The 16,773-nt window shown below is 69.2% G+C and carries 16 protein-coding genes, 1 tRNA gene and 1 pseudogene; 12 read left to right on the top strand and 6 right to left on the bottom strand.

What is annotated here, in order from left to right; all coding sequences use genetic code 11:
* The first annotated feature begins 2 nt into the window (after positions 1-2).
* From AB0F38_RS02935 to AB0F38_RS02955, 5 genes are all read left to right on the top strand, one after another.
* Positions 3-461, top strand: a complete 459-nt coding sequence (locus AB0F38_RS02935) for a peroxiredoxin (RefSeq protein ID WP_361885615.1) — start codon at positions 3-5, stop codon at positions 459-461.
* A gap of 140 nt (positions 462-601) precedes the next feature.
* Positions 602-1,177, top strand: coding sequence for a TerD family protein (locus AB0F38_RS02940; protein WP_361885618.1), 576 nt, complete (start codon positions 602-604; stop codon positions 1,175-1,177).
* 127 nt (positions 1,178-1,304) lie between these two features.
* Entirely contained in the window at positions 1,305-1,880 is a 576-nt protein-coding gene (locus tag AB0F38_RS02945; RefSeq protein WP_361885621.1) for a TerD family protein, read from the top strand.
* A gap of 70 nt (positions 1,881-1,950) precedes the next feature.
* Positions 1,951-3,087, top strand: a complete 1,137-nt coding sequence (locus tag AB0F38_RS02950; RefSeq protein ID WP_361885624.1) for a DUF475 domain-containing protein — start codon at positions 1,951-1,953, stop codon at positions 3,085-3,087.
* Between the two features lie 151 nt (positions 3,088-3,238).
* Positions 3,239-3,973 carry a Tellurium resistance gene (locus tag AB0F38_RS02955; protein WP_361885627.1) on the top strand — a complete coding sequence of 245 codons (735 nt, stop codon included), beginning with the start codon at positions 3,239-3,241 and terminating at the stop codon, positions 3,971-3,973.
* Positions 3,974-4,006: 33 nt separating this feature from the next.
* On the opposite strand, the gene AB0F38_RS02960 is transcribed toward AB0F38_RS02955, so the two are convergent.
* Entirely contained in the window at positions 4,007-4,870 is an 864-nt protein-coding gene (locus AB0F38_RS02960) for a TerD family protein (RefSeq protein ID WP_361885629.1), read from the bottom strand.
* A gap of 211 nt (positions 4,871-5,081) precedes the next feature.
* Here AB0F38_RS02960 and AB0F38_RS02965 point away from each other — a divergent pair, with 211 nt between their 5' ends.
* The 4 genes from AB0F38_RS02965 to AB0F38_RS02980 are packed head-to-tail and all read left to right on the top strand — an operon-like array spanning position 5,082 to position 10,302.
* Complete coding sequence (locus AB0F38_RS02965) at positions 5,082-6,242, top strand: HpcH/HpaI aldolase/citrate lyase family protein (RefSeq protein ID WP_361885632.1); 1,161 nt, start codon at positions 5,082-5,084, stop codon at positions 6,240-6,242.
* Between the two features lie 8 nt (positions 6,243-6,250).
* Positions 6,251-8,716: a phosphoribosyltransferase gene (locus AB0F38_RS02970; protein ID WP_361885635.1), complete on the top strand. Its 2,466-nt coding sequence runs from the start codon at positions 6,251-6,253 to the stop codon at positions 8,714-8,716.
* A gap of 11 nt (positions 8,717-8,727) precedes the next feature.
* The gene (locus AB0F38_RS02975; RefSeq protein ID WP_361886736.1) at positions 8,728-9,582 is read left to right on the top strand and encodes an HAD family hydrolase; all 855 of its coding nucleotides are present in this window, start codon (positions 8,728-8,730) and stop codon (positions 9,580-9,582) included.
* Positions 9,583-9,642: 60 nt separating this feature from the next.
* Positions 9,643-10,302: an O-methyltransferase gene (locus AB0F38_RS02980; protein ID WP_361885637.1), complete on the top strand. Its 660-nt coding sequence runs from the start codon at positions 9,643-9,645 to the stop codon at positions 10,300-10,302.
* 80 nt (positions 10,303-10,382) lie between these two features.
* Here AB0F38_RS02980 and AB0F38_RS02985 read toward each other — a convergent pair whose 3' ends face one another.
* The 4 genes from AB0F38_RS02985 to AB0F38_RS03000 all read right to left on the bottom strand — a co-directional run bounded on the left by AB0F38_RS02985 (position 10,383) and on the right by AB0F38_RS03000 (position 13,551).
* Positions 10,383-10,607, bottom strand: coding sequence for a zinc ribbon domain-containing protein (locus AB0F38_RS02985; protein WP_361885640.1), 225 nt, complete (start codon positions 10,605-10,607; stop codon positions 10,383-10,385).
* A 9-nt stretch (positions 10,608-10,616) separates the two neighbouring features.
* Entirely contained in the window at positions 10,617-11,186 is a 570-nt protein-coding gene (locus AB0F38_RS02990) for a DUF4383 domain-containing protein (RefSeq protein ID WP_361885643.1), read from the bottom strand.
* A 159-nt stretch (positions 11,187-11,345) separates the two neighbouring features.
* Complete coding sequence (locus AB0F38_RS02995) at positions 11,346-12,713, bottom strand: hypothetical protein (RefSeq protein WP_361885645.1); 1,368 nt, start codon at positions 12,711-12,713, stop codon at positions 11,346-11,348.
* A gap of 70 nt (positions 12,714-12,783) precedes the next feature.
* Entirely contained in the window at positions 12,784-13,551 is a 768-nt protein-coding gene (locus AB0F38_RS03000) for a DUF4097 family beta strand repeat-containing protein (protein ID WP_361885648.1), read from the bottom strand.
* Positions 13,552-13,826: 275 nt separating this feature from the next.
* Here AB0F38_RS03000 and AB0F38_RS03005 point away from each other — a divergent pair.
* Positions 13,827-13,901, top strand: a tRNA-Val gene (locus AB0F38_RS03005).
* A 67-nt stretch (positions 13,902-13,968) separates the two neighbouring features.
* On the opposite strand, the pseudogene AB0F38_RS03010 reads toward AB0F38_RS03005, so the two are convergent.
* A pseudogene (locus tag AB0F38_RS03010) lies at positions 13,969-14,358 on the bottom strand (tyrosine-type recombinase/integrase); the annotation flags it as partial.
* A gap of 472 nt (positions 14,359-14,830) precedes the next feature.
* Here AB0F38_RS03010 and AB0F38_RS03015 point away from each other — a divergent pair.
* Together AB0F38_RS03015 and AB0F38_RS03020 are read left to right on the top strand one after the other, a co-directional pair.
* Positions 14,831-15,271, top strand: coding sequence for a hypothetical protein (locus AB0F38_RS03015; RefSeq protein ID WP_361885651.1), 441 nt, complete (start codon positions 14,831-14,833; stop codon positions 15,269-15,271).
* Positions 15,272-15,684: 413 nt separating this feature from the next.
* Positions 15,685-16,764 carry an HNH endonuclease gene (locus AB0F38_RS03020; RefSeq protein ID WP_361885654.1) on the top strand — a complete coding sequence of 360 codons (1,080 nt, stop codon included), beginning with the start codon at positions 15,685-15,687 and terminating at the stop codon, positions 16,762-16,764.
* Positions 16,765-16,773 lie beyond the last annotated feature (9 nt).

A 16,773-nucleotide genomic window follows, 5' to 3' on the forward strand; every position in this document is an offset into this window, starting at 1 on the left:
TCATGGCGATCGAGGTCGACACGCCGGCTCCGGACTTCGAACTGAAGGACAACCACGGGCGGACTGTGAAGCTGTCCGACTTCCGCGGCGAGAAGAACGTGGTGCTGCTCTTCTACCCGTTCGCCTTCACCGGTGTCTGCACGGGGGAGCTCTGCGCGCTCCGTGACGAGCTGCCGAAGTTCGAGAACGACGACACCCAGCTGCTCGCCGTCTCCAACGACTCGATCCACACCCTGCGCGTCTTCGCCGAGCAGGAGGGTCTGGAGTACCCGCTGCTGTCGGACTTCTGGCCGCACGGCGAGACCTCGCGGGCGTACGGCGTCTTCGACGAGGACAAGGGCTGCGCGGTGCGCGGCACCTTCATCATCGACAAGGCGGGCGTGGTCCGCTGGACCGTCGTCAACGCGCTGCCGGACGCGCGTGACCTGAACGACTACCTCAAGGCCCTCGACTCGATCTGAATCCCGGATCTCCAGGCGGCGCCCGGTCAAAAGCCTGTTTTGGCCGGGAACCGGTCACTAGGATCCAATCGTTGATCCGATGCCAACGCACGACGGGGGCGCTGGTGTCTGCCGGCCCTCTCAAAACTTTTGGAGGACTCGTGGGAGTCAGCCTCAGCAAGGGCGGCAACGTCTCGCTGACCAAGGCCGCGCCGAACCTGACCGCGGTCATCGTCGGTCTGGGCTGGGATGCCCGTACGACCACCGGCGGTGACTTCGACCTCGACGCCAGCGCTCTGCTGACGAACACCGAGGGCAAGGTCAGCGGCGACGGGAATTTCGTCTTCTTCAACAACCTCAAGAGCCCCGACGGGTCGGTCGAGCACACCGGTGACAACCTCACCGGTGAGGGCGAGGGCGACGACGAGGTCATCAAGGTCAACCTCGCGGGCGTCCCCGCCGACGTGGACAAGATCGTCTTCCCGGTCTCGATCTACGAGGCCGAGAGCCGGCAGCAGAGCTTCGGCCAGGTGCGCAACGCGTACATCCGCGTGGTGAACCAGGCGGACAACAGTGAGCTCGCACGCTACGACCTGAGCGAGGACGCCTCGACCGAGACCGCCATGGTCTTCGGTGAGCTCTACCGCAACGGCGCGGAGTGGAAGTTCCGTGCCATCGGCCAGGGGTACGCGTCGGGCCTGCGCGGCATCGCGCAGGACTTCGGCGTCAACGTCTGAGCCGCTCCCAGCTCCACCCGTCCGGCGCCGCACGTCGTGTGCGGCGCCGGACGCGCCAGGCAGAGCGTCCCGCGCCCGGAGGCGCCGTGCGCTCGATGACCGTCCATCGACTCGGGGAGGACACACCATGGGCGTCACGCTCGCCAAGGGAGGCAATGTCTCCCTCTCCAAGGCCGCACCCGATCTCACCCAGGTGCTGGTCGGGCTCGGCTGGGACGCACGATCCACGACGGGAGCCGACTTCGACCTCGACGCCAGCGCGCTGCTGTGCCAGTCGGGCCGGGTGCTCGGTGACGAGTGGTTCGTGTTCTACAACAACCTCACCAGCCCCGACGGCTCCGTCGAGCACACCGGCGACAACCTCACGGGCGAGGGCGAGGGCGACGACGAGTCGGTCATCGTGAACCTCACGGAGGTGCCGGCGCACTGCGACAAGATCCTCTTCCCGGTCTCGATCCATGAGGCCGACAATCGTGGGCAGACGTTCGGGCAGGTCAGCAACGCCTTCATCCGCGTGGTGAACCAGGCGGACGGGCAGGAGCTGGCGCGCTACGACCTCAGTGAGGACGCCTCGACGGAAACGGCGATGATCTTCGGTGAGCTGTACCGCTACGGCGGGGAGTGGAAATTCCGTGCAGTCGGACAGGGGTACGCGTCGGGGCTGCGAGGCATCGCTCTAGACTTCGGGGTCAACGTTTCGTAAAGCCGCGCACGGCGCGGGGGAGCCCCGTACTCATCGGGGGAGACCCGTTACATGAATGATGGGGTAGCCAGTGGTTCTGAAAACCTTCGGCTGGTCGTTCGCGGTCACCGCGCTCGGCCTGGTCGCAGCGGTGTTCTACGGGGGGTGGCAGGCATTCGGCATCGTCGCGATCCTGTCGGTCCTGGAGATCTCGCTGTCCTTCGACAACGCGGTGATCAACGCCGGCATCCTGAAGAAGATGAGCGCCTTCTGGCAGAAGATCTTCCTCACGATCGGTGTGCTCATCGCGGTCTTCGGTATGCGGCTGGTCTTCCCCGTCGTGATCGTGGCCGTCAGCGCCCAGCTCGGGCCGATCGAGGCCATTGACCTCTCCTTCAATGATCCCGACAGGTACAAGGAACTGGTGACGGACGCGCATCCGTCCATCGCCGCCTTCGGTGGCATGTTCCTGCTCATGATCTTCCTCGACTTCATCTTCGAGGACCGGGACATCCAGTGGCTCCGCTGGATCGAGCGCCCGCTCGCCAAGCTCGGCAAGGTCGACATGCTGTCGGTCTGTGTCGCGCTGATCATCCTGATGATCACCGCGATGACGTTCGCGACCCAGGCCCACCAGCACGGTGGCGGTCACGCGAACAAGGCGGAGACCGTCATGCTCTCCGGCATCGCCGGTCTGATCACGTACCTCGTCGTGGGTGGGCTCTCCGGCTTCTTCGAGAACAAGCTCGAAGAGGAGGAGGAGCGCGAGCACGAGGCCGAGGAAGAGGCCAGGAAGGCCGGCAAGCCGGTCTCCGGGGTCGTCCTCGCGGGCAAGGCCGCGTTCTTCATGTTCCTCTACCTCGAGGTCCTCGACGCGTCCTTCTCGTTCGACGGCGTCATCGGCGCCTTCGCCATCACCAACGAGATCGTGCTGATGGCCCTCGGCCTCGGTATCGGTGCCATGTACGTGCGTTCGCTCACCGTGTACCTGGTCCGCCAGGGCACGCTGGACGACTACGTCTACCTGGAGCACGGCGCGCACTACGCGATCGGCGCGCTGTCCATCATTCTCCTCATCACCATCCAGCACCAGATCAACGAGCTCATCACGGGCCTCGTCGGAGTCGTGCTGATCGGCTGGTCCTTCTGGTCCTCGGTGCGCCGCAACAAGGCGATCGCCGCGGCCGGCGGCTCCGATTCCAAGGTGGAAGTCTCCTCCGGGGTGTGACCGGGTAGGGAATGAGGAACGCTCTCTCTGCGGGGCGGCCCACGGCGGCGGTTCTCCGGGAACACCCGGACCCGGCCCGGCGGCCGCCCCGCTGTGACGTACGGGCATGTGCGCGGGGCCGGGGCGGTAGCGACTACAGGTGGGGGTAGGGATGGCCTTCTGGGACGGCCTGCGGCCGGGGCGGGCGGCACAGTTCGATTCGGGTAACTCCGCGACGAACTCCGTCGTGCTCTCCAAGCGCAATGCGACGGTCTCGCTGAACAAACAGGGAGCGCTGTCGGGGAATCTGCGCGTCAACCTGTCATGGCGGATGCGCACCTCGGACATCGGGGGCAGGTCGCGGCAGAGCGGCCGGCTGCTGCGCCCGCTGAAGCTCTTCACACCCGATGTGGTCCAGGCCCACACGCAGGGCATGGTCAACGTCGACCTGGACCTGGGCTGCATGTACGAGCTCACGGACGGCACCAAGGGCGTGGTGCAGCCGCTGGGCAACCTCATAGGAGACCTGAACACGCCGCCGTACATCAGGCTCAGCGGGGACGACCGCTTCGGGGCGCCGTCGGGCGAGACGGTCTATGTGAACCTCGACAAGCGGGACGAGATCAAACGGCTGCTGTTCTTCGTCTACATCTACGACCAGACCCCGGCCTTCGACCGTACGCACGCCAAGGTGACGCTCTACCCGGGCAACGGCCCGCGGATCGAGATCGAGCTGGACGAACGGGCCCCGCAGGCCCGCTCCTGCGCCGTGTTCACGGTGGAGAACGTCAAGGGCGAGCTGATCGTGCGGCGCGAGGTGAAGTTCGTGTACGGCTTCCAGTCGGAGCTGGACCGGATGTACGGCTTCGGCATGCAGTGGGGGCGCGGCTACAAGACGCGGGCCTGAGTGCCCCCGGTGGAGGGCGACCGCGGGGCCGGCTCAGGACCGGAGGAACTGCGGGCCCTGCGGCGGAAGCACGAAGTTCGGGTCGGCGGCGTGCGCGGCTCCGGCCGCGGGCTGCGGATATCCGTACGCGGGCTGAGCGGCCGCGGGCTGCGGGTAGCCGTAGGCCGGCTCCGGGGACGGCTGCGGGTAGCCGTAGGCGGGCGGCCTGGGCTCCACGGAGGGCTGCGGGTAGCCGTACGCGGGCTGCTGGTGCTGAACCGTCGCCTGGAGGTCGGGCACGGGTGCGGAGGGCTCCTGCGCGGGCGTGACGGGTGCGGCCGAGGACTCCGGCTCGGCGGCGGCCTCGGCCTCGTCGACCGAGATCCCGAAGGCGGTGGCCAGTCCGACCAGTCCCGTCGGGTAGCCCTGGGCCACCGCACGGAACTTCCAGCCCTCGCCGCGCCGGTACAGCTCGCCGCAGATGATGGCGGTCTCCTCGCCGGTCTCCGCCCGCACGTCGAAGACCGCGAGCGGTTCACCGTCCGCGGACGCCGCGTCGTACAGCGATATGCGCAGGTCCCGGACCCGCTCGAAGGCCGTCTCGTCGCAGGACGCGGCGATGACCACCTGGTCCACGGAGGGGTCGAGCGCGGAGAGGTCCGCCTCGATCGTGTCCGTGAGCCACTCGGCGACGCCGCGCTTGGGCAGCCGGCGTACCAGGCCCGAGGGATGCCGGGGCTGGTTGTAGAAGACGAAGTCCTCGTCGGAACGCACCCGGCCGGAGGCGCCGAGCAGCAGGGCGGAGGCGTCCACATCAGGGACCCCGGTGCCCGGGGTCCAGCGCAGCACGGCTCGTACGGCCGTGGCGTCGAGAGGAACGTTCGAGCCCTTCAGCATCGCGTGCGTCATGCCGGTCATCCTGCCTGCTGGGGGGCCGCCCGGACAACGCGGGGGTCCGGACCAGTAGGCCAGGGTCTGTTCGAAGGCGGCACGGAGGCGCGCCGTGACGGGTGTGAGAAAGAGCCGGGTTACCCGAAGTTCATACGGTGGGGGAACCGCCGACACCTGACCGAACGTACTATTACCGGCCATACGTTGTCCGGCCTGTCAGGCAGTACGGGGGAATCACATGCGTCATTTCGGGCACATCTCGCCCGTCGCCCGTGAGGGCCTGTTCTTCAAGGAGCCGTGCGAATTCGACGCGAGCTCCTCCGCGCGCATGCTGTCGATGGCCCTGGGAGCCACTCTCTACAGCCCCGCGACCCGGCCCCGGCTGGCCGAGGACGTGATCAAAATGGCCGGCCGCGGTGTCGTCTCCATGGTGCTCTGCCTGGAGGATTCGATCGACGACGCCGAAGTGGTCGGTGCCGAGGCGAACCTGGTCCGGCAGTTCCGGGACCTTGAGGCGCGGGCCGCGGACGTGCCGCTGCTCTTCATCCGGGTCCGTGAACCCGAGCAGATCTCCGACCTCGTGGTGCGCCTCGGGAGCGCGGTCCGGTTGTTGTCTGGATTTGTACTTCCGAAATTCACGGAGGAGCGGGGGGAGCTGTTCCTGGAAGCCCTCACCGCCGCCGAAGTGGCCGGCGGGCACCGGCTGTTCGCGATGCCCGTCCTCGAATCTCCCGAACTGCTGCATCTGGAAAGCAGGGCCGAAACCCTCCGGGGAATCGCCCGCACCGTCGACAAGTACCGTCAGCGCGTACTCGCGCTGCGACTCGGCGTCACCGACTTCTGCTCGGCGTACGGCCTGCGCCGGGCCCCCGACATGACGGCGTACGACGTCCAGATCGTCGGCGCCGTCATCGGCGACGTCGTGAATGTGCTGGGCCGGGCGGACGGCACCGGGTTCACCATCACCGGACCCGTGTGGGAGTACTTCCGCCGCCAGGAGCGCATGTTCAAGCCCCAGCTGCGCCGCAGCCCCTTCATGGGGCGGGCCGAGGAGCTGCGCACCGCCCTGATCGAGCACGACCTCGACGGACTGCTGCGGGAGATCGAGCTGGACCGGGCCAACGGCCTGCTCGGCAAGACATGCATCCACCCCTCCCACGTGCAGCCCGTGCACGCGCTGTCGGTCGTCAGCCACGAGGAGTACACCGACGCACAGGACATCCTCCGGCCCGAGCGGGGCGGCGGCGGAGTGCTGCGATCGGCCTACACGAACAAGATGAATGAAGTGAAACCGCACCGCGCCTGGGCCGAGCGCACCCTGCACAGGGCCGAGGTCTTCGGGGTGGCGCGGGAGGACATCGGCTTCGTGGAGCTCCTGGCCGCGGGTCTGACGGACTGAGCGCGGTCATGGGCGAGCACGTATCGGCACCGAAGGAAGAGGCAGTGGACGTGGAGTGGTCGGGTAACTGGGTCGCGGAGCGGCTCGGAGTCGAGCTCGTCGGCGACGGGGAACTCCGGGAGCTGCTGGGCCTCGCCCTGCGCCGCAACCCGAAGCGGGCCCACCTGCTCGTGTCGAACGTGCTGGGCAAACACGTGCCCCAGCGGCCGTCCGTCGTGTACGGGGCGGGCTTCGAGCTCGGCGAGCGCGTGCGGGACCTGCTGGGCGAGACCGAGGCGGGCCGCGCGGTGGTCCTCGGATACGCGGAGACGGCGACGGGCCTCGGCCATGCCGTCGCGGACGGGCTCGGGGTGGCCCCGTACCTCCACTCCACCCGTCGCCCCGTCGCCGGTCTCGCACCGGCGGGCGGCTTCGAGGAGTCGCACTCGCACGCCTCGTCCCACCTGCTGCTGCCCGAGGACCCGGACCTGCTGAACAGCGCGGGACAGGGGGCGCCGCTGGTGCTGGTCGACGACGAGTTCTCCACCGGCAACACCGTCCTCAACACCATCCGCGCCCTCCACGAGCGCTACCCCCGCGACCGGTACGTCATCGTGGCGCTCGTGGACATGCGGTCCGGGGCCGACCGGGGGAGGCTCGCCGAATTCGCCGAGGAGATCGGCGCCCGCGTGGACCTGGTGGCCCGCGCCTGCGGCACCGTGCGCCTGCCGGACGGGGTCCTGGAGAAGGGCCGCAGCCTCGTCGCCGCCCACGAGGAGGGCGCCTCGGCGCCCGCCCCGCGTGGCCCCCGCCCGGCCCCCGTACGGGTCGAGCTGGACTGGCCGTCCGGTGTCCCCGACGGCGGACGCCACGGCTTCACCCCCGTCCACCGCGCGGCCCTCGAAGCGGCCCTGCCGGGTCTGGCCGCCCGGGTCGCCGACGCGCTGGGTGACGCCCGCAGGGTGCTCGTCCTCGGCTTCGAGGAGCTGATGTACGCGCCGCTGCGGCTCGGCACCGCCCTGGAGGACGCCACCGCGGCCGACGTGCGCTACTCCACCACCACCCGCTCGCCCGTGCTCGCAGTCGACGACCCCGGCTACGCCATACGCAGCCGCCTGGTCTTCCCGGCCCACGACGACCCCGCCGACGGCCCCGGCGACCGGTACGCCTACAACGTCGCGGGAGCCGGCTTCGACGCCGTCGTCGCAGTCGTCGACTCCACCGCCGACACTCCGGCACTGCACGCCCCCGACGGCCTGCTGGCCCGGCTCGCCGCACACACCGACCAGGTCCTGCTCGCGGTCGTCCCCTCGTACGTCCCCTCGCCCGTCCTCGAAAGGCAGGAAGCCTCCATGCTGCCCGAACCCCTCCGGGGCCCCGCCTTCTCCTCCTACGCGGCGGACGACGTCGGCTGGCTGCTCCAGGACCTCTCGGACACGGTGCTGGAGGCCCCCACCGAGGAGCGCGAGGAGGCGATACAGGGCGGTGGCGCGCACTACGCCGAATCGCTGCCCGTCGAGTACCAGCCCACCCCGCAGTACCAGGAGCTCTTCAAGGCGGCCCTGGCCACCTCCGCGGCCCGTATCGCCCGGGCCGTCGGCACCGTCACCGAGACGGTCCTCGCCGAACGCGGCCCCCGCCCCGTCCTGGTCTCCCTCGCCCGGGCCGGTACCCCCGTCGGCGTGCTCATGCGCCGCTGGGCGCAGCACCGGCACGGACTCGACCTGCCGCACTACGCCGTCTCCATCGTCCGGGGCCGCGGCATCGACGCCAACGCCCTGCGCTGGCTGGCCGCCCACCACGACCCGGCGGACGTCGTCTTCGTCGACGGCTGGACCGGCAAGGGCGCCATCACCCGGGAGCTGGCCGCCGCCCTCGAAGGGTTCGACGGCTTCGACCCGGAGATCGCCGTACTGGCCGACCCGGGCGGCTGCGTCAGGACGTACGGAACACGCGAGGACTTCCTCATCCCGTCCGCCTGCCTCAACTCCACGGTGTCCGGGCTGATCTCCCGTACGGTCCTGCGCTCCGACCTGGTCGGCCCGCACGACTTCCACGGTGGGAAGTTCTACCGGGAGCTCGCGGACCTGGACGTCTCCGGCTTCTTCCTGGACACGGTCGCCGCCCGCTTCGACGAGGTCGCCGACGCCGTGGACGCCGAGGCCAAGGAACTGCTCGCCGCGGACCGCGCCCCCACCTGGGAGGGCTGGGCCGCCGTCGAGCGGATCAGCGAGGAGTACGGCATCCACGACGTGAACCTCGTCAAGCCCGGGGTCGGCGAGACGACCCGGGTGCTGCTGCGCCGCGTGCCCTGGAAGATCCTCGCCAAGCGCGGTGCGGGCGCGGACCTCGATCACGTACGGCTGCTCGCCGAGCAGCGCGGCGTCCCCGTCGAGGAGGTCGACGGACTCCCGTACACCTGTGTCGGACTCATCCACCCGAAGTTCACCCGGGGCGCGACCGGCGCGGACGGCACGGCGGTGGCGGCGAAGTGACCACACCCGTGATGCCTGTGGTCCCCGAGACCCATGGTGCCCCCGTGACGCTGGTGGCCAGCGACCTCGACCGCACCCTCATCTACTCGGCGGCCGCGCTCCAGCTGGCCATGCCGGACGAGGAGGCCCCGCGGCTGCTCTGCGTGGAGGTCTACGACCACAAGCCGCTCTCCTACATGACGGAGAAGGCCGCCGCACTGCTCGCCGAGCTGGCCCGCACCACGGTCTTCGTACCGACCACCACCCGGACCCGGGAGCAGTACGGGCGCATCCACCTCCCCGGCCCCGCGCCCCGGTACGCCATCTGTGCCAACGGCGGGCACCTCCTGGTCGACGGTGTCTCCGACCCGGACTGGCAGGTCCGGGTGGCCGGCCGCCTCGCCGACGAGTGCGCCTCCCTCGCCGAGGTCCGGGCCCACCTCCTGGCCACGGCCGACCCCGCCTGGCTCCTCAAGGAGCGCGTGGCCGAGGGCGTCTTCGTCTACCTCGTGGTCGAGCGCCAGGCCCTGCCCGAGGGCTGGGTGAAGGAGCTGGCCGCATGGGCGGACCCCCGTGGCTGGACCGTGTCCCTGCAGGGCCGCAAGATCTACGCCGTACCCAGACCGCTCACCAAGAGCGCCGCGATGGCGGAGGTGGCCCGCCGCTGCGGCGCCACGACGACGCTCGCCGCCGGCGACTCGCTCCTGGACGCCGATCTGCTCCTCGCCGCCGACCATGGCTGGCGACCGGGCCACGGCGAACTAGCCGACAGCGGCTGGACGGCCCCGAACACCGATAGGCTCCGGCACCGGGGCGTCGCCGCGGGCGAGGAGATCCTGCGCCGGCTCCTGCTCGCCGCCGACCCGCGGCGGCAGGCGGGTCGCTGAGCGCGCCCGGCCCGCCCGCGGCAACCTGTGGCGGGCTGCCGCGACCGAGGGAGAAGTGCCGTGTCCAAGGGGAACCAGACCGCGATCACCGATGAGCTGTACGCGTACATGCTCGCCCACAACCCGCCGCTGGAGGCCGTGCAGCGCGAGCTCGTGGAGACCACCTACGCCCGGTTCCCGGACCACGCGGGCATGCAGTCCGCGCAGGAGCAGGGGCCGCTGCTCGCCTTCCTCGTCAGGCTGACAAGGGCCCGCCACATCGTGGAGGTGGGCACCTTCACCGGCTTCTCGGCGCTGTCGATGGCCCGGGCGCTGCCCGCGGACGGGCGGCTGATCGCCTGCGACATCTCGGAGGAATGGACCGCCTACGGCCGCGAGGCGTGGAAGAAGGCGGGCGTCGCCGACCGGATCGACCTGCGGATCGCGCCCGCGCTGGACACCCTGCGCGCCATGCCCGAAGAGCCGCACATCGACCTGGCCTACCTGGACGCGGACAAGGGCAACTACATCCCGTACTGGGAGGAGCTGGTCCCCCGGATGCGCCCCGGCGGGCTCGTCGTCGCGGACAACGTCCTCTTCCACGGGGGCGTCACCGATCCCGCTGCGACCGGCAGCGCGGCGGCGATCAAGGAGTTCAACGACCACGTGAGCGCCGATCCGCGGATGGACAGCGTGCTGCTGACCGTGGCGGACGGGCTCACGCTCTCACGCCGCGTGTAGCGGCAGGGCGCCGCCGGGCGTACGACACGGCGCGGGCGTACGACACGGCACCGGCGGGTGCGCGAGGTGGGGGTGACGGCTCAGCCGCAGCAGCCCCCGCCGCAGCAGCCTCCGCCACCGCCGCCCCCGGCCGACGGAGCGGGTGCGGACGCAGCGGCGGAGCCGCCCACGGCCACGGTGGAGAGCAGCTTCACGGTGTCCTCGTGCCCGGCGGGGCACGAGGCCGGGGCGGAGGAATCGGCCATGGGACGGCTGAGTTCGAACGTCTCGCCGCAGGGGCGGCAACGGTACTCGTAACGAGGCATGCCCCCAGGTTAGGGCCTTTCCCGCGTGATCTCGGGCATCGGGGGCCGCCTGCGGCGTTCCTCGCGGGCTGCCTGCTCGGGGTGGCGGGCCCGCCAGTACGGATTGTCGTGGGACAGACCGCCGCTGACCCTCCCGTACATGCCGAACATCATCAGCAGTAGCCCGGCCACGAAGCTGAACAGCACGTTCTGCATCTGGAAGGCGAGGAAGTTGAGCCCCGTGTCCAGCAGCGCCAGATTCACGAACCCGCTGAGGATGAAGGCGATGCCCAGGAACATGTTCAGGGTCGAGGCGAAATTGCCGCCGATCACCATTCCGGCGAAGAGCAGCAGACCGACACAGATGGACAGCACGCTCAGCGCACCGTTGGTGTTGAGGCCGCCCACCGTGTCACCGCCGGTGTCGAAGAAGCCGATGCGGTCGATCAGTCCCAGGATGCCGAAGGCGAGGAGCAGCAGCCCCATCAGGCCGGCGCCCACCCGGTAGACCCGGCTGAGCCGGTGGTCGACCGGCAGGTGTTCATCGAGCCGGGTGGCCTTGCGGCGCCGGCCCGTGGGATGCAGGACCTGTGTGGCCATGACGGCCTCCTTAGGCCGCGTGCGGCCGTGAACGCGCGGCGGGAGCCGCTGCGTACCTCCAGCATCTGCCCACCGACAGCGGGGGACAAATCGGACTGGAGTCGCCCAGCGGGCCGGGGCCGGATCGCGCTGTCGGGTGCCGGTGGCTCATCGCGCCGCTCAGGCGCCGCCGCCCAGCTCCTCGCGGATCGCGGAGACCACCCGGGTCGTCGCCTGTCGCACGGCCTCCGTCTCGGTGAGGAAGTGCCAGTAATCGGGATGCCGCCCCTCCAGCCCGGCGATCGCCCGTTCCAGCCGGGCCACGCCCTCGTCCAGCGGACGCGCATGACGTGGGTCGGGCCTGTGGCGCCCGGCCATGGCAAGGCGCTGGGCATCCCGGATCGCGAACCGGGTGCGGTCGATCTCCGTCTGCGGGTCCTTGGCCACCGCGTCCAGCCGCTGCAACCGGTCACCGGCGGCGGACACCGCCTCGTCGGTGGCGTTGAGCAGGGCCCGCACCGTGCTCAGCCGGGCCGTCGCGTCGGCCCAGTGCTGCTCGGCCCGTGCTGTGGCGGCCTCCGCCAGCTTCTCCTCGGCCTGCCGGACGTTGGCCGCCGCCTGCTCGGGAACCGGCTGCAGATCCTGCCAGCAGGCGGCCGAGAAACGCCGCCGCAGCTCGCTGAGCACCGGCTCGACCTGCCCGGAGCGCGTCGTCAGCGCCTGGGCCCGGGTCCGCAGGGACACGAGCCGCCGGTCGATCTCCGCGGCGCGCTCGGGCAGCCGGTCCGCCTCGGCCCGCACCGCCTCGGCATCGCGCAGCACACGGTCCGCCCGCTGCAGGGTCTCGGCCACCCCGTGGCGCCCGGCGCCCTGGTTGAGCTTGGTGAGCTCCGGGGCGAGAGCCGCCAGCCGAGCCGCGAGGTCGTCCGCACGCAGCCCGGAAGCGCGTACCGTGTCCAGGGCGTTGCTCGCGGCCAGCAGCGCCTGACGGGCACGCTCCACGGCGGGCGCGAGCCGGGCGAGCATCGTCTCCGCGCTGCCGAGCAGTGGTCCGAGCCCCTGGGCGAAGCGGTCGAGCTCGCCCTTCACCCGTACGAGATCGTCCTTGGCCCGGGTCAGCTGCGTCCGGGCACCGGCAGCGGCGGACGGCTCCAGATCGTCCCGGTCGAGGTCGTGCGCGTCGACGGCGGTGATGTACGCGTGGCTGACCTCGTCGATCCGCCGGCCGAGGGCCGCGAAGTCCTCCGCCGCCTTGCGGGCACGGGGCGAACCATCCACCGCGGTGATCGTCTCGATCGAGATCTTCAGGTCCCGCTGAGCGGTGTCCAGCTCGTAGAAAGCGGCGGCGGCATCGTCCTTCGCTGCCTGCGCGTCGGCCCGCTGGCTCTCACCACGCCCCCCGAACCAACGCCGCGTACCCCCGCCCGCGAAGGCCGCCGACAGCGAGGCCGCGAACAGCGGCACCGGCAGCAGCATCAGCACCAGGACGTCCTTGACGGCGGAGTCACGACTCGCTTTCGCCCGGGGCCGTGCGTGTGTCGCCGTCACATCCCTCTCCCGTGCCGTTTCGCCCTGCCGGGTTCATTCTCCCACCAGTAAGGACGAACACACGGGCCGGTTAGTTCGCTGTTCGGACCGTGACTTCCCCGTTCCCGCTGCGTGCCTTCACCACGTGGCCGCTGGTCTCGCTGCGGGGTACGCCGATGTCGACGCCACCGTTGTCGGTCGAGGCGGACACGGCGTACGCCCCTCCGCTCCTCGGCAGGCCGATGGTGATGCTCCCGTTGTCCGTGACGGTGTCCACGAGATCCGGAACACCGCTGAACCCGAGCTCGACCTCCCCGTTGGACGACCGGGCGACCACGGACGCCGCCGAGACCCGCTCGGCCAGGACGGTCCCGTTGTCGGTCGAGAGCTCCAGCGACCCACTGGCGTCACGCACGACGACGTCGCCGTTGTCGGAGGACAGGGAGAGCGGGGTACCGAACCCGGAGGCGGTGACCGTCCCGTTGTCCGAGTCGACCGTCAGCGCGGTGCCACGGGGCACCTTCACCTGATGGTGCGCGTCACAGTTGCTGATCATCGCGCTGCACTCCACCCCGAGCGTCAGCTTGTCGCCCTCCAGCTTCCAGACGGCGTCCGGACCGCTGCCGAGCACGACCCACCCGTCGACCCGGCGGGTCACCTCGATCTGCTCCACATCGGCGGGCACGACGTCCAGCGTGGAGTTCCCACTGTCGATGGTGAGGGCCTTCCCGTCATACGCGAACGCCTTCTTCTCGACGGGCGCGTCGTCGGCACCCGTGCCGCAGCCGCTGAGCGTCGCGAGGAGAAGGGCGGCTGCGCCGGTGGCCACGAGGGCGTGGGTGCGGGTACGGCTGGTCATCGTGATCGGGTCCCCCTGCTAGCGCTGCCGGTGTGGTCCCACCGTAAGGAAGGACGGACCCCCGGGGCGATCCGGTCGGCTACCGTCTCCGGGGTGGGGATATCCCCCGCATGCGCCCCGCCCCCGGTCTCGCCCGCGTACGGCGGCTCCGGCGAGCCCGCACCACCGTACGGTTGCGAGCCCCTGCTCGGGCTCCGGGAACCGCAGGTCCTGACGGGCCCGTAACCGGATTGCCGGCCGGGGGCGTAAGCCATGTAACCTGTTGCCTCATCCACGGGTGCGTAGCTCAGGGGTAGAGCGCTGCTCTTACAAAGCAGATGTCGGCGGTTCGAAACCGTCCGCGCCCACCAACACAAAGACCCCCAGCCGATCATGGCTGGGGGTCTTTGACATCCACTTCTGACATCAACGGGCGTGTCACCCACAGTCGGGACGCTGACGCTTCAGCATGCGGTCCAGGTGACTCACGGCCTCGCGCTGGTGTCCTGGACGACGCGGGCGTAGATGTTGATCGTGACCACGATCTGACTGTGCCCGAGGATCTCCATCACTACGCGGAGAGCGGCCCGGCGGCGTTCAGCAGAGTCGCGCAGCCGTGTCGGGCGTCGTGCAGCCGAACCACGCGAAGCCCGGCAGCCCTCGCGACTCGGGTGAACGAGGGTAGAGGTTTCGCGGCTCGATCGGCCGGCCGGTACGGGTGGTGAAGACGTAGCCGGTCTCCTCCCACTGAGCACCGGCAGCCTCACGCCGTGCGGTCTGCTGCAGTCGTTCCCAGCGGAGCGGGGCCACGCACAGGGCAGGCAGGGGAGTGTCTGCGTCCTGCGGCGCCCCTTGGGGCGGTGAGTGTCCAACTGCGTGACAACAGCGACAGGCAGCGGCGGACGAGCGCGTACGTCTGCGGACCCTCAGCGCAGGTGAGAGACACGCCGGTCCAAGGCATAGCCCTCAGCCAAGTTGATTCGGGACGAAGAAGTCAGCACCCTTCGATCGCGCGCAGCTCGACTTCGACGACGCCCGGCAATATCGCGATCCGGCTCTGCAACTGCGCGCGGCGAGCGTCCGGACGCCCGTCGGGGAACTCGACTTCGAGGTAGAAGTGCTGGCAGCTCTCGTACCCGTGGCCTCGTCGCCCCGAAATTCATGAGCTGACGGCTTTGCCATGGGACTCTAGCTCTCCGACACCCGGATCAACGCCCCTCCGTCCCGGGATGAGTGGCCAACACAGAGCTGCGCCCAAAAGGGGTAGCTGCTGACGTGTGGCGTGCAGCGATACTACGGCATGAGCAGAATTGCGCAGGTCATCGTGTTGGCGACGTACGCGGATGAGGTCATGGAACCGCTGACCCGCCCTGACGAGTCGCGTAGCTGGCGCGGTCACTTCCAACCCCTCGACTTGTTCGTCGGTGGATGGGTCATTGAGTTCAACCGTGTGGAGCCGCGCACCGGGCTGCTGAAGCATCTCGAATCGCTTCCGTGGCCGAACCCGGGCCATGTGCAGGTGTTGATCCATGATGAGGAGGACGATTGCTTCGGCCTATGGATGATTCATGACGGCAGACTTGTCGAGGTGCCACTCCCGCGCACTCAGCGCTTTCATTCCGCGGCTCCCCCCTCTGAGAACTACGCGCCGAGTCCGGGGTATCTATGGCGAACGGACACGGACAGCACCGTGCTGGCAAAGCTCTCGACACAACGCCAAGATCCGCGACAGGCCTGGTAGCGCCAGAGTCGACAGGCCTCCATGCCCCTCCGGTGCCCGTTCGGTCGGGAAACAGCGGGGGAACAGCGGTCGTTGTCGGACGACGCCCACGGGAACGGCCCCCGACCGATTCACCTGGCCAGGGTCGCTCTGACGCTCGTCAGCTTCCGTGGGGGCGACATGGCTCATGAGCAGCCAGGACGTCCCGTTGGGCGAGCGTGGTGGGCTTCCATCTCAACCGTCTTTGCCAGGCGGGGGCCGAGCAGCCGAGGCGCCCAGGGCGTCAAGGTCGTTCGTACAGTGGTGCACTCCACCTTGACGTCCTGAACCACGACCGCTCAACGGCGCGTGGGTCGAAGGCGGACGGGATGGGAACCAGCTGAATTTTGCTGGTACCTGACTGGCTGTCAGTGCTGTGGCCTTACGCTTCCACCATGCGCAAAGGTGCGATCAGTCGAGACGGTGTTGTCAAGGCTCTGACGGAGTACGACGAACTGGGTCAAGACGAATTTCTGTCCAGGTACGGGTACAAGCCGGCGACTGGGTATTTCCTCGTACATGAGGAACGAACCTACGACTCGAAGGCCATTGCCGGCGTGGCTCACAAGTTCGATCAAGGTCGAGCGCTGAGGCCGGACGAGCTGAGCGGCGGAAGGTCTCACGCTGCCAGGTGGCTAGCCCGACTTGGCTTCACAATCCGCTCGTCTCGGAGCCCCGACTGGACTCGTGACGAAATCATCCTTGCCTGCGACCTGGCCATGGCCAATGGTTGGAAGCGACTGGAGTTCGACGACCCACGTGTGATCGAGCTGTCTGCACTGCTCCAGACCATGCCGATCCATCCTGAAGAACTGCGCAACGAGCTGTTCCGGAACCCCAACGGCGTAGCGCGCAAAACGGTTGACATCACGTCCCGCCACCCCGACTATACGGGCAAGCCCACGAACGGTAACGCGCTGGATGTCGAAGTCATGAACGACTTTCTTGCCCGGCCGGCTGAGATGTCGGAGGTAGCCCGGCGCATCCGGCAAGGCCTTGGCGCCGGAGATTTCCAGGACCTGCCGCCCGAGGCAGAGGAGGGAGACGACTGCAGCGCACCCGAGGGCAGGTTGCTGCTCAGCCGCCACCGGAGCCGCGAGCGGAACAAGGCTTTGCGTAAGAGGAAGATCGATGCGGTGTTGCGCCTGGGCCGCCAGCTTTCGTGTGAGGCATGCGGCTTTGATTTCGAACAGGTCTACGGTGACCGCGGAAGGGGGTATATCGAGTGCCACCACGTCGTTCCACTGCACGAGGCTGGCGAAGGCCGGACTAAGCTCACCGATCTTGCCCTCATATGTGCCAACTGCCACCGCATGATCCACCGGCGCGCGCCATGGCCGACCCCTGGGGAGCTGCGAGCTGCCATAGAGCAAAAGCATGCAGATGACCGGCGTGCTGCGTCAACCTTGGCGCGACCGCGCAGGGCAGCTGAAGAGCAGATGCTGAAACCCTCCGGAACTCAGCCGCAAGCTTGATTCGGCCTT

It is taken from the genome of Streptomyces sp. NPDC025273 (assembly GCF_040638585.1).
Classification (GTDB): domain Bacteria; phylum Actinomycetota; class Actinomycetes; order Streptomycetales; family Streptomycetaceae; genus Streptomyces; species Streptomyces cinereorectus.